The organism is Achromobacter xylosoxidans (genome assembly GCF_014490035.1).
Classification (GTDB): Bacteria; Pseudomonadota; Gammaproteobacteria; order Burkholderiales; family Burkholderiaceae_B; genus Achromobacter; species Achromobacter bronchisepticus_A.
In genome coordinates, this window is the sequence record NZ_CP061008.1 from 4813515 (window position 1) to 4825117 (window position 11603).

The following is an 11603-nucleotide window of genomic DNA, read 5'->3' on the forward strand; positions in this document are numbered from 1 at the left end:
AACACAAATTCAAGTCCAACACTTTTGCGCACACGGGTTTACCCGCAACTAACGTCTCACGTAGGCGGTAGTCGTCTGGGGCGCATCCGTGATCGCCTGTCCCGCCGCCAGCCAGCAGGCGGCGCAGAAGGCGAGCGCGCTGATCAGATAGCAAACCATGGCCAGAAGCTGCGCGGGCCAGTGGGCGCGCGTCAGATGTCCGGTGTAGCCCTGGCGCAACAGGCTGACCTGCGCCAGGTAAGCAAACAGGATTCCGAGGCAGGCGGCCAGCAGGCCGCCCAGCAACAGCGCCAGCGGCAGCTGCAGATCCGGCGCGGCGATGTCGCCGCCCACTACGCCCAGCGAAAAGCCCGTCAGGATCAGCGCCGCGCCGCCATTGAGCCAGCCCAGGAAGCGAAACGCCCCCGCCAGTAGCGAGAACGACAGGCCGCTGGCGCGTATCTGCTGGGCGCGGGCGTCCACGGATCAGCCTTCCCCGCCCTTGCGGCAGACCGGCGTGGCGCTCTGGATCGAGGCGCGGGCAGCGGCGATTTCAGCAGCGTCCCAACGCCCCTCGCCCAGCACCGTGATGGTCACCTTGGACGTCGACGGCGTGGCGGTTTCGGCGGCGATCAGTTCCAGCACCTTGGCGGGCTCCGTCACCTTATAGAGCTGCACCTCGTCCGGCGCCCCCTTTTCACCCTTCACGTGGCGCCAGGCATAGGCGACGTTATACGCGTGCTGCACTTGCACGTGGCAGGTGCGCACGTACTCGCCGGCCCGGCGGAAAGCCGCTTCGTAGTTGGTATTGACAGTGAAGGTCTCCGTCAGCACGGCATCGGATTCGTAGACCCCTTTGCTCGCGCAGCCGGCCAACAAGGCCGCAAACGCCATTCCCAACCACAAAGACTTGCGCATGACACTTCCCACGATCGAATTCAACTCCTCGAATTATGCCAGGGGGAAGAGTCCTCGCGACGCCCCCGCCTGCTGCCCTTCCCCCGAAGCCGGGCGTCAACAAAAAAGCCGCGAGAGGGATGCCAAGGCATGTCTCGCGGCTTGCGGGCCGGATTGCGGCGCAGGGAGCGAAGGCCTACTTGGTGGCAGCACCCTCTATCTTCTCGCCGCCCCGCTGGATGTCCTTGCCTGCCCCCGCTACGGTGTTGCAACCGGCCGAGAGCGCGGCGATCGAAAGCAACATGACGAGAAAGACTTTGTTCTTCATGGACATCTCCTGTCTGGGCTTGGAAAGTGAAGTCAGCATACCCCAAAGACCCTCATTTGCGCACCGGCCAGACCGGACGCCGCGGCTGCCGCCATGAGCGCCAGACCCAGGACCAAACGCCGTTGGAAAGGCTTGCGTTCGCCTGTCGCGCAATTAGCGCCAATCGATTAGGATGCGGACATGACCAAGAAACACACATCGCAAAGCGCCGGTTCGGCTCACCAGAGCTGGGGCTGGGAACAGCCGCAATGCCGCGGGCAGGCGGCTTTGGCGCTCTTCATCGACGATCTCCATCGCATTTTGCAGGCGCATGCCGCCGGCAAGCTGGCTGAAAGCAGCACGCTGGCCGACGCGCAGCAGAACGTGAACGAATTGCTGGCTCGCTACAACGAAATTGGCGCCGCACCGGATATTTTCCTCGGCCAATCGGTCGAACTCAAAGAGGGCGTCGACCGCGATGGGGTATCCCATACGGTACCGATTTTTTCGGCGCGCCTGAAACAGTCATTGGTATCGATGCTGGGCCAAGGCCCGGCCTGAAACGCCGCCCGGCTTGCCAGCAGGCTCAGGGCCATAACCAGAACAGTCACCGCAGGAGACCGCACAATGAAGAATACCGACAACGTCGTAGAGTTCCTGCGCCTGCTGTCGCTGGATGTCTCCCTGGGAGCCGCCGCCCAGCATGCGGCCAGCCAGGCGGACGCGCCGCTGGCCCTGGCCCGCCTGGCCACCGCTCACGGCTTGCCTTGCAATGCCTCGGACTGGTCGGCCTTTGCCCGCAGCTGCCTGGACAGCTCCGACCTGACCGAGCAGAACGCCATCCCCGAAGAAGCCACCATCTGGCAGCTGGTGCAGGACCCCGCGCACGGCACGGACATTCCTGCCAGCGCGATTACCCGCGTCATCGGCATCGTCACGCAACCGGAAGGCGGCGAGCCCGTGGTGGGCCACGTCGTCGGCGATCTGGCGCCGCGCGCGCCGCTGGGCCTGGCGCCCTACTCCTCGGGCTCCTGAGCCCTTGCGGCCTCAGGCCCCTGGCAACGCCCGCCCGCCAGACCGCAGAAACGCCATGACGCCGGCCGCGGCGACCACGCCGCTCGCCATGCAGGCCGTCAGCAGATAGCCGCCTGTCGGCGCCTCCCAATCCAGCATTTCCCCTGCGCAGAACACGCCAGGGATTTCGCGCAGCATCAGGCCGGAATCCAGCGCGGCGAACGACACGCCGCCCGCGGTGCTGATCGCTTCGTCCATGGGCCGCGCCCGCAGCAGACGCAGCGGCAAGGCCTTGATGCGCAGGCCCAGGCGCTCGGCGTCGCGGAAGTCTTCCGCCGAGGCGCATTCGCGCAGCAATCCCGCCTTGACCCCGGTCAGCCCCAGCCGGCTCTGCAGATGGCTGGACATCGACCGCGAGCCGCGCGGGTGCGTCACCGCAGCCATCACCTTTTCCTGCGGCCAGTCCGGAGCCAGGTCCAGCATGGCGATGGCATGGCCCTGGGCGTCGATCCGGTCGCGCAGCGGCGCGGACAGGGCGTAGACCAGGCTGCCTTCTATGCCGGTTTCCGACACGACGAACTCTCCCTGACGGGCGGGCGTCACGCCGGCTGCGGTTTCGCAGGCCATGGCCACGGATTTCACGGGCTGTCCCGCATAGCGTTCGCGGAAATGGTCCGACCACGCCACGTCGAATCCGCAATTGGCCGGCCGCAGCGGCGCGACGGCAACGCCGTGCAATTGCAGGCCGTCGACCCAGGCGCCGTCCGACCCCAATTTGGCCCAGCTGCCTCCGCCCAGCGCCAGCACCACGGCGTCTGCCGCATAGCGCTGCTCCCCCTCGGGCGAGTCGAAGCGCAGCGCGCCCGCGCCAGGCCGGGAACCCGCCGGCCATCCCAGCCAGCGGTGCCGCATATGCAAGCGCACGCCGCTGGCGCGCAGCCTGGCCAGCCAGGCCCGCAACAGGGGCGCCGCCTTCATCTCCTGGGGAAACACCCGGCCGGACGAGCCCACGAAGGTCTGGATGCCCAGGCCATGGGTCCATTCGCGCAAACCGCCCGCGTCCAGCGCCTGCAGCCAGGGCGCGACATGGGACGCGCGGTCGCCGTAGCGTGCCAGAAACGGTTCGGCCGGCTCGCTGTGGGTCAGGTTCAAGCCGCCCCGCCCCGCCATCAGGAACTTGCGGCCGACCGATGGCATCGCATCGAACACATCCACCTGCACGCCTTGCGCGCTCAGGCGCTCGGCGGCCATCAGGCCGGCAGGACCGCCGCCAATGACGGCGACGCGCGCGACAGCCGGGCTCATGGCAACGGCGCCTTCAGGCCGCAGGAATGGATACGCGTAGCACTAAGCATGGGGAACGAACCGGGTGGGAATGGCAAAACAGGCGCGGGAACGCCAGGAAGGGAAAAGATTGTCGCATAGCCGGACCGTCGGGCAGGACGGAAGCAATAAACGCCCCAGTGGGGCGTTTATTGACCGGTGTTAGCAAGTCATTGTTATCACAGGGAAAACCCGAAATGCGCAGAGGCTATCCCAAGGCTTGTCCACAGTTGCTGTGGGTAATTCAGTCGGCTTTTTGCGCCGGGATTCAGGCGTGGGCGGCAGACTGCATCGGGCCGGACCAGGGTTCGGCGTCGATCTGGAAGCGCAATTCCTGGTATTCCCCGTCCACCGAGACGGAAGGCAGCAGGCCCGCACCCAGCGCCTGGCCCAGCGCGCGGCGGCACAGGGTTTCAGGATCGTCGGGCAAGGACTGGAACACCCCGTCCGGTATGCGCAGGCGCAGCAGCGCCTGGGGATCGCCGCGTTCGGCGGGCCTGCCGATATGAATATGGGCGGGATAGCCGTGGGGGCACCAGATGCCCACGTGGTACTTGCCGTCAGCGCCCGTATCGGCGACATAGCCGGGATGATCGTATTTTGCTGTTCCCATGGACCCTCCTCGAGTGCGGCAACGTAGCGCGCGTGACCCATGGTAGCGCAGGGCTGCGGACCTGTGCGGCCGCGCATACCAGGGAAAGTCCGGACTGGAACAAAGGTTTGACGCAGAGCAAGCAGCGCCAAAAATCCAGCCGCGAGGCGAAAAAAAAGCCGCGATGAATATCGCGGCTTTCTTCTGCTTGAAACTGGTTGCGGGGGCAGGATTTGAACCTACGACCTTCGGGTTATGAGCCCGACGAGCTGCCAGACTGCTCCACCCCGCGTCTGATGTGTGAATCATACATCATTTTGAAATCTTGTGCAGCGCACCGAGGGAATTTTTTCGGTTTTTGGCCAAATTCAGCTGAAAAAATGCGGCAGCCGCCTGAAAAAAGCGCCGTGCATAGCCCGGCATGTCCATGCATATCACCTCGGCCGGGCCGATGGCCGTGACCTGCGCCACGCCGCCGTAGCCCAGGCCATGCCCTTCCCCCGCGTTGATGCGCACCGAAACCGCGCGAGGCAGTCCGCCCGCGGCTTCCGGGCCGTTCACCGGTTCCTCGATCCGCACGCTGCCACTGACGCACACCAGGGTGGCGCCGGCGCGCAGGACCAGTTTCCGGCTGGCGCCGGCGGCAAGTTCCAGGCGGCGGGCCTGGGCATCTGGGGTGTACGTCGCAATCATCGTCGTCTCCTGTCGGACAACCACAGACTACGCGCGCCCTGCTATGCGCAACAGTCACACTCTCAAGGTTTCTGTACCGATGCAGATCCTCGATTTATGCGCTGTTATGGTGTACTTTGCCTGAATCTGTGCCTAGTCTCACACCAACCTCGGGGAGCATGATCGGCGCATGGATCCGCAACCGCTTTATCTACGCCTGGCCAACCATTACCGGCGCGCCATCCAGACGGGCGTGCTGGCGCCCGCCCAGCGCATGCCCTCCGTCCGCACCCTGGTGCGCACCCATCACGTCAGCCTGTCCACGGCCTTGCAGGCCTGCCGCCAGTTGGAAGATGACGGCCTGATCGAAGCGCGGCCGCGCTCGGGCTACTTCGTGCTCAAGCCGCGGCGCAACACGATTCCGCCCGTGGACGAGCCGGACATCCGCCAAACGCTGGGCGCCGCGCAATACGTGGGCATCCACGACCGGGTCTCGGACTTCGTGGCCAAGTGCGAAGCGCACCCGGTCAGCGCCAACTTCGCCCTGGCCGCGGCGGTGCCCGAGGCCTATCCGCTGGAAGAACTGAAGCAGGCCATGACGCGGGCGCTGCGCCAGTCGCCACAGGTGCTGGTCAGCCCGGTTCCGCCGCAGGGCCATCCGGACCTGCGCACCGTGCTCGCCCGCCGCGCGCTGGCCAACGGCATCAACGCCACGCCGGACGACGTCATCGTCACGCACGGCTGCATCGAGGCGCTGAACCTGGCGCTGCGCGCGGTGGCGCGTCCCGGCGACACGATCGCGGTCGAATCGCCCGCCTACTTCGGCCTGCTGCAGATTCTGGAAAGCCTGGGCATGCGGGCGCTGGAAATCCCCACCAGCCCGCAGCACGGCCTGTCGATCGAAGCGCTGGACCTGGCGTTCCAGACCCACGGCAACATCCGTGCCGTAGTGGTGGTGCCCAACTTCCAGAACCCGCTGGGCTGCGTCATGCCCGATGCGGAAAAAGCGCGGCTGGTCGCCCTGTGCGAACGCCAGCAGGTGCCCCTGATCGAAGACGACACCTACGGCGCGCTGACCGACGACGACACCCCGCTGGCCGCCGCCAAGTCCTGGGACGCGACCGGCAATGTCATCTATTGCTCGTCCATGCACAAGACGCTGGCGCCGGGCATGCGCCTGGGCTGGCTGCTGGGCGGGCGCTGGAAGGCCCGCATCGCCATGCTGAAGTTCGCCCAGAGCCGCCCCAACGAACCATTGGCGCAGATCGCCGTGGCCGAGTTCATGGGTTCGCGCGCCTACGACCGCCATCTGTCGCGCCTGCGCCGGCACCTGAAGATGCAGCGCGACCAGACGGCGGAGACCATCGCCGCGCACTTCCCTCCCGGCACCCGCCTGAGCGTGCCGCAGGGCGGCATGCTGCTGTGGGTGGAAATGCCCGATGGACGTTCCGGCACGGACGTGTTCGAAGCCGCGCTGCGCCAGGGCATCCGGGTTGCGCCGGGCGCCATGTTTTCCAACGGCATACGCTACAACCACTTCCTGCGCATCAGCTGCGGGCAGCGCACCACGCCCGAGATCACCGCTGCCCTGCAGACGCTCGCGCGCATCGTGGGCGAGCGGCCCAGATGAATCCCGCCCTGCACCAGTTCATCGTCGACTACGGCCTGTGGGCGGTGCTGGCCGGCACCCTGCTGGAAGGCGAAAGCGTGGTCGTGTTCGCCGGATTCCTGGCGCACCAGCACCTGCTGCACCTGCCCTATGTAATGCTGTGCGCGTTCGCCGGCTCATTCCTTGCGGACCAGGTCTTGTTCCTGCTGGGCCGCCGCTATCGCGATCATCGCTACGTCCGGAAGGTCCGCCAGAAGCCGGCATTCGAAAAGGCCTTGGCGGCGGTGGACCGCTATCCGCACGGCTTCATTCTCAGCCTGCGCTTTCTATATGGCCTGCGCACGGTGGGGCCGGTGGCCCTGGGCGTATCGAGCGTGCCGCCGCTGCGCTTCCTGGCGCTCAACGCCATTGCCGCCGCCATCTGGGCGGTGTGCTTCAGCGCCCTGGGCTATCTGTTCGGCCAGACGATCGAATCCATGCTGGGACGCCTGCACGGCGTCGAGACCAAACTGGCCGTGGCCGTCGCGATCGGCGCGCTCATCTGGCTGGCGTATCACCTGCTGGGCAAGCGCCGCAAATAACGGCGCTCAGACCACCAGCTTGCCGCTGGCGCGCAGCACATAACGGCGCCGCGCGTTGCGGTACCAGCGGCCCACCAGGGGCAAGCGCGCCAGGCGGCGCAGGATGGGATGGCGCTGGTCGAAGTCGTGCCAGGCCTTGAAGCCATGCCCCATGCGCTCCCAGCTCTGGCGCGCCTCGGGGGAAAGTTTGCCGGGGTCGAACGCCGCCAGCTTTGCTGCTTCCGAGACGCGCATCGCGATCGATCCGCCCCGGCATTCCAATGAATACTGATTCCGCATGGGGCCGCATATTACCCGGCTTGCATGACCTGCGGCAGCGCTTGCTGCGCGCTGCCGCAACGAGCAATTGGAGCCAGGTTTGACCGCCCCATGCAAGCCTTTGTAATTAAAGGAAAATGAACATCTATGCCCGCACTATCCCAAGGCTTGTCCACAGAAGTTGTGGGTAACTCTTGCAAGCCTGGACCCGCACGGCAGCCTATTTCAGGGCGCCCAGAATCATGTCGCGCACGCTCTCGAAACCGGCCACGTATTGCGGATTCTCGGAGCGGGCCAGCAGGCTGGAATAGTTCTGTTCGAGCTGGGCTTCGATGGCCTCGCGCAGGCCGGGCGAGGCCTTGGCCAGATGCAGCATCGACAGCACGGTCGAGTTCAGCGCATCGATGCGGCCGCCCTGATGCGAAATGGTGTGCACGATGACGGCGATTTGTTCCTGGATGTCCATGTGTAAGCCTCCTGGCATTGAAGTCGGCGCAAATCCTAGCATGGCGCCACGCCCGCCCATGCTAGGCAAGCCTTGCGCGCCGCGCTAGCATGAAGCGTAGCCGCAGAGGCACGGCGGCGCACGTCACCGGCTCCGTTTCCAGGGCTGCGCGCCCGCGAGCATCCGGTGCAACCGGAGGCTTCCGATGAAGACGATCCAGAACTACGTTGCGCCGGACGCCCAGTCCATGCGGCGCCTGCAGGACCGGCTGGGGTACAGCGACGCGCGCATGGCGGAGCTGGCCGGACTGGACGCAGCCATCCCCTGGCACAGTTTTATCGGCGGCGCCGAGCCGCGCTCGCTGGGCCGCCAGCGCCTGTTTTTTGTTGCGGCCCGTCTCACGCTGGACGAAGCGCAATGGCAGCGCGTGCTGGCGGCCATGCACGATCTGGGCGCGCGCTTCGATTACCAGGACACACGGCATCCCGACGCCCTGCCCGCGCCGGAACCCGTCGCCGACGAAGAGCGCAAGTTCGGCATGCTGCTGGTCAGCCGCAACGGCTCCTTCCACGAAATGGAGCAGTTGCGCGAGTTCGCGCATTTCGCGCACGAGGCCGATGTCAGCCGCTATGTGCATTCGGCCTTTTACGATAGCGACATCGATCTGTGCCGCTTCAGCTTCGCCGACCACGATGGCCTGGACGACGCCAGCCGCGACCGCATCTTCGATGCCGCGCGCAAGACCATCACGCGTTTCGAGTTCGACGGGCGCATCTATCAGGGCGGCATTCCGCCCGAATCCGACGGCTAGCGCGCGGCGCCATGCTGGCGTGCGCGGGCTGCCGCGTATTGACGCGGGCAGGCCCGGGCCTGTACCGTCGGCACTCGCGCCCTCTCGCTCCATGCCGCCCATCCCCGTATGAACGAACGACTCGACGCCATCGACCGGCAACTGCTCAGCCTGCTGCAAGCCAATGCGCGCGAACCCGCGGCCATCCTGGCGCGCAAGCTCGGCCTGGCCCGCACCACGGTGGTTGCGCGCATTGCGCGGCTCGAACGCGAGCACATCGTGGCGGGCTATGGCGTACGCCTGGGGCGCTTGCTGGAAGAAGCGGCGGTGCGCGCCTATTGCTTCATCAGCGTGCTGCCCAAGACTCCCGCCGCGGTGATCCGCGAACTGGAGAAGATGCCCGAGGTCGAGGAGGTCTCCTCGGTCAGCGGCCCCTACGATTACCTCATCTTCCTGCGCTGCGAAACCCATGAACAACTGGACGAACTGCTGGATCGCATCGGCCTGATCGACGGGGTCAAGCAGACCCAGACTTCCATCGTCCTGAGCCGCAAGCTAGACCGCCGCAGCGCCGTGGCCGCGCCATGAAATGATGGTGTAATGAGGGCAACCGCCATTTCAGGACACCCCATGTTTGCACGCCTTGCCCCCGCCGCCGTATTGCTTGCCCTGCTGACCGCCTGTTCCAGCATGAGCGAGGTGACGCCCGTCGGCAAGGACACCTACAGCGTCACCCACAGCTCCGGCTCGCAGATGATGACCTGGGTGGAAATCAAGAACCAGGCCCTGCTGCGGGCCGAACAGTATTGCCAGTCGATCGACCGCAAGCTGGTCAAGCCCAAGATCACGTCCAACCACGCGACCGGCCTGGGTCCCAAGCGCGCCACCGTGACCTTCGAATGCGGCGTCATCGAGCCGCCCAAGAATTCCTCGAAGTAGGACGGCGGCCCGCCCCGATCCGCAACACAACCTCAGTCCCCGCATCGTGAACACCTCCCTGCCCGTAGGCATCACCATGGGCGATGCCGCCGGCATCGGCCCCGAAATCGTCGTCAAGGCCTACGCGCAAGGCCTGAACGCGCCTTGTGTGGTCTATGGCGACGCCGGCGCGCTGCGCCGCGCCGCCGCCCAGCTGGGCGCCAGGCTGAAGATCGTCGAGGTCGCCGATGTCAGCCAGGCAGCGCCGGGCGCGGACCACATCAACGTCATCGCCTGCAGCCCCGCCCTGCCCGCCGACCTGCCCTTGGGACAGATCAGCGCGGCCGCCGGACGCGGCGCTTACGATTACGTCTGCGCCGCCATCGACGATGCGCGGGCCGGCCGCATCCGCGCCATCGTCACCGCCCCGCTGAACAAGAAATCCATGCATGCCGGCGGCATCGACTACCCCGGCCACACCGAGATCCTGGCGGAGCGCTCGGACACGCGCGACTTCGCGATGATGCTGGCCAACGACGAGCTGCGCGTGCTGCTGGTGACCATACACGTGGCGCTGGCCGACGTGATCGCGCGCATCACGCCGCAAGCGGAACTGACCGCCATGCGCCTGGCCGACCAGGCCTGCCGCCAGATGGGCATTGCCCAGCCGCGCGTCGCGGTCGCGGGCCTGAATCCGCACGCGGGTGAAGGCGGCAAGTTCGGCCGCGAAGACATCGACATCATCGAACCCGCAATCGCCGCCGCCCGCGCGCAAGGCATAGACGCGAGCGGTCCCTGGCCTGGCGACACGATCTTCATGCGCGCCCGGCGCGGCGAGTTCGATATCGTGGTGGCGCAGTACCACGACCAGGGACTCATTCCGGTCAAGTACCTGGGCCTGGATCATGGCGTGAACGTGACCGTGGGCCTGCCTTTCGTACGCACCAGCGTGGACCACGGCACCGCCTTCGACATCGCGGGCAAGGGCCTGGCCGACCATGCCTCGCTGGTCGCGGCGTTCGACCTGGCGCTGGCCATGACGCCCTGAGCGCGGCGCCACGGCCCTGCCGTGGCCCGGCAGCGCTGACAACTGGCTGTCAGGAAGCAAGGCGTCCCGGGGACTACAATACGGCCCGTTTACGGCGCCCGCGGCGCTTTCCGTCCGCCCTCCCCCTTCCATCCCTCATGTCACGCCTTGCCCGCCTTCTTCCCGACCGCTTCACCCTCTACCTGATCTGCACCGTCATCATCGCCAGCATCGTGCCCGCCCACGGGCAAGGCGTGGTCGTGTTCGGCTGGATCACCAACATCGCGGTCGGCCTGCTGTTCTTCCTGCACGGCGCGCGCCTGTCGCGCGAAGCCATCATCGCCGGCCTGACGCACTGGAAGCTGCACCTCACGATCTTCTCCGCGACCTTCCTGATGTTCCCGCTGCTGGGCCTGGCGCTCAAGCCGGTGCTGGAGCCGCTGGTCACGCCGGAGCTCTATCTGGGCATCCTGTTCCTGTGCTGCCTGCCCGCCACGGTGCAATCGGCCATCGCCTTCACCTCGATGGCGCGCGGCAACGTTCCGGCCGCCGTGTGCAGCGCCTCCGCCTCAAGCCTGCTCGGCATCTTCATCACTCCGCTGCTGGTGGGCACGGTGGTCGCCAACGCGGGCAGCGCGCCGATCTCGTTCGACGCCGTCGGCAAGATCATGCTGCAGCTGCTGCTGCCCTTCGTGCTGGGCCAGTTCGCCCGCCGCTGGATCGGCGCCTGGGTGCACAAGCGCAAGGCCATGCTGAAGTTCGTCGACCAGGGCTCCATCCTGCTGGTGGTCTACACGGCTTTCTCTGAAGCCATCAACGAAGGCCTGTGGAGTTCCACCCCGATCCCCGCGCTGGCCGGCCTGGTGGTGGCTTGCGCCGTCATCCTGGCACTCGCACTGGGCCTGTCGGCCCTGGCCGGCCGCGTGTTCGGCTTCAATGTCGAAGACCGCATCACGCTGTTGTTCTGCGGTTCGAAGAAAAGCCTGGCCAGCGGCATTCCGATGGCACAGGTGCTGTTCGCCGGCCATGCCGTGGGCGCAATCGTGCTGCCATTGATGTTGTTCCACCAAATCCAGCTGATGGTGTGCGGCGTGCTGGCCGCGCGCTTCGGCAAACGCCCCGAGGCGCAAGCCTGAGGCGAGTTCGCAGCCGCAACGAAAAACCGCGCCGAAGCGCGGTTTTTTCTTGGGG

17 protein-coding genes and 1 tRNA gene are annotated in these 11603 nt (G+C 66.3%); 9 read left to right on the forward strand and 9 right to left on the reverse strand.

Annotated elements, in window-relative coordinates; all coding sequences use genetic code 11:
- Positions 1–48: 48 nt before the first annotated feature.
- The 3 genes from IAG39_RS22320 to IAG39_RS22330 form a co-directional block, all read right to left on the reverse strand.
- Positions 49–462: a hypothetical protein gene (locus IAG39_RS22320; protein WP_059379231.1), complete on the reverse strand. Its 414-nt coding sequence runs from the start codon at positions 460–462 to the stop codon at positions 49–51.
- Between the two features lie 3 nt (positions 463–465).
- Complete coding sequence (locus IAG39_RS22325; RefSeq protein WP_059379232.1) at positions 466–897, reverse strand: BPTD_2524 family lipoprotein; 432 nt, start codon at positions 895–897, stop codon at positions 466–468.
- A 175-nt stretch (positions 898–1072) separates the two neighbouring features.
- Positions 1073–1204 (reverse strand): entericidin A/B family lipoprotein, encoded by a 132-nt coding sequence (locus IAG39_RS22330; RefSeq protein ID WP_042792633.1) that lies wholly within the window; start codon positions 1202–1204, stop codon positions 1073–1075.
- 180 nt (positions 1205–1384) lie between these two features.
- Between IAG39_RS22330 and IAG39_RS22335 the strand changes: the two genes are divergently transcribed.
- Positions 1385–1744 carry a hypothetical protein gene (locus IAG39_RS22335; protein WP_059379234.1) on the forward strand — a complete coding sequence of 120 codons (360 nt, stop codon included), beginning with the start codon at positions 1385–1387 and terminating at the stop codon, positions 1742–1744.
- A 66-nt stretch (positions 1745–1810) separates the two neighbouring features.
- Complete coding sequence (locus IAG39_RS22340; RefSeq protein ID WP_118933345.1) at positions 1811–2218, forward strand: hypothetical protein; 408 nt, start codon at positions 1811–1813, stop codon at positions 2216–2218.
- 12 nt (positions 2219–2230) lie between these two features.
- Here the strand turns inward: IAG39_RS22340 and IAG39_RS22345 are convergent, their stop codons facing one another.
- The 4 genes from IAG39_RS22345 to IAG39_RS22360 all read right to left on the reverse strand — a co-directional run bounded on the left by IAG39_RS22345 (position 2231) and on the right by IAG39_RS22360 (position 4805).
- Positions 2231–3502, reverse strand: a complete 1272-nt coding sequence (locus IAG39_RS22345) for a TIGR03862 family flavoprotein (RefSeq protein WP_118933346.1) — start codon at positions 3500–3502, stop codon at positions 2231–2233.
- Positions 3503–3788: 286 nt separating this feature from the next.
- Positions 3789–4133 (reverse strand): hypothetical protein, encoded by a 345-nt coding sequence (locus tag IAG39_RS22350; RefSeq protein WP_118933347.1) that lies wholly within the window; start codon positions 4131–4133, stop codon positions 3789–3791.
- A 194-nt stretch (positions 4134–4327) separates the two neighbouring features.
- A tRNA-Met gene (locus IAG39_RS22355) sits at positions 4328–4404 on the reverse strand.
- A 20-nt stretch (positions 4405–4424) separates the two neighbouring features.
- The gene (locus IAG39_RS22360) at positions 4425–4805 is read right to left on the reverse strand and encodes a hypothetical protein (protein ID WP_118933348.1); all 381 of its coding nucleotides are present in this window, start codon (positions 4803–4805) and stop codon (positions 4425–4427) included.
- Positions 4806–4974: 169 nt separating this feature from the next.
- Here IAG39_RS22360 and IAG39_RS22365 point away from each other — a divergent pair, with 169 nt between their 5' ends.
- Together IAG39_RS22365 and IAG39_RS22370 are read left to right on the forward strand one after the other, a co-directional pair.
- Positions 4975–6414 (forward strand): PLP-dependent aminotransferase family protein, encoded by a 1440-nt coding sequence (locus IAG39_RS22365; protein ID WP_059379240.1) that lies wholly within the window; start codon positions 4975–4977, stop codon positions 6412–6414.
- The gene (locus tag IAG39_RS22370) at positions 6411–6974 is read left to right on the forward strand and encodes a DedA family protein (protein WP_118933349.1); all 564 of its coding nucleotides are present in this window, start codon (positions 6411–6413) and stop codon (positions 6972–6974) included. The genes IAG39_RS22365 and IAG39_RS22370 overlap by 4 nt, the downstream gene beginning before the upstream one ends.
- 6 nt (positions 6975–6980) lie before the next feature.
- On the opposite strand, the gene IAG39_RS22375 is transcribed toward IAG39_RS22370, so the two are convergent.
- Positions 6981–7208 carry a hypothetical protein gene (locus IAG39_RS22375; protein ID WP_223283424.1) on the reverse strand — a complete coding sequence of 76 codons (228 nt, stop codon included), beginning with the start codon at positions 7206–7208 and terminating at the stop codon, positions 6981–6983.
- A 244-nt stretch (positions 7209–7452) separates the two neighbouring features.
- Positions 7453–7698: a hypothetical protein gene (locus IAG39_RS22380; protein WP_054451036.1), complete on the reverse strand. Its 246-nt coding sequence runs from the start codon at positions 7696–7698 to the stop codon at positions 7453–7455.
- A 184-nt stretch (positions 7699–7882) separates the two neighbouring features.
- Between IAG39_RS22380 and IAG39_RS22385 the strand changes: the two genes are divergently transcribed.
- The 5 genes from IAG39_RS22385 to IAG39_RS22405 all read left to right on the forward strand — a co-directional run bounded on the left by IAG39_RS22385 (position 7883) and on the right by IAG39_RS22405 (position 11548).
- On the forward strand, positions 7883–8488 hold the full coding sequence (locus IAG39_RS22385) for a hypothetical protein (protein ID WP_118933350.1): 606 nt from the start codon (positions 7883–7885) through the stop codon (positions 8486–8488).
- Between the two features lie 108 nt (positions 8489–8596).
- Complete coding sequence (locus tag IAG39_RS22390; protein WP_054451034.1) at positions 8597–9055, forward strand: Lrp/AsnC family transcriptional regulator; 459 nt, start codon at positions 8597–8599, stop codon at positions 9053–9055.
- Positions 9056–9097: 42 nt separating this feature from the next.
- On the forward strand, positions 9098–9406 hold the full coding sequence (locus IAG39_RS22395; RefSeq protein WP_118933351.1) for a hypothetical protein: 309 nt from the start codon (positions 9098–9100) through the stop codon (positions 9404–9406).
- A gap of 46 nt (positions 9407–9452) precedes the next feature.
- On the forward strand, positions 9453–10433 hold the full coding sequence (gene pdxA, locus IAG39_RS22400) for a 4-hydroxythreonine-4-phosphate dehydrogenase PdxA (protein WP_118933352.1): 981 nt from the start codon (positions 9453–9455) through the stop codon (positions 10431–10433).
- 137 nt (positions 10434–10570) lie between these two features.
- Complete coding sequence (locus tag IAG39_RS22405; RefSeq protein ID WP_054451031.1) at positions 10571–11548, forward strand: bile acid:sodium symporter family protein; 978 nt, start codon at positions 10571–10573, stop codon at positions 11546–11548.
- Positions 11549–11603 lie beyond the last annotated feature (55 nt).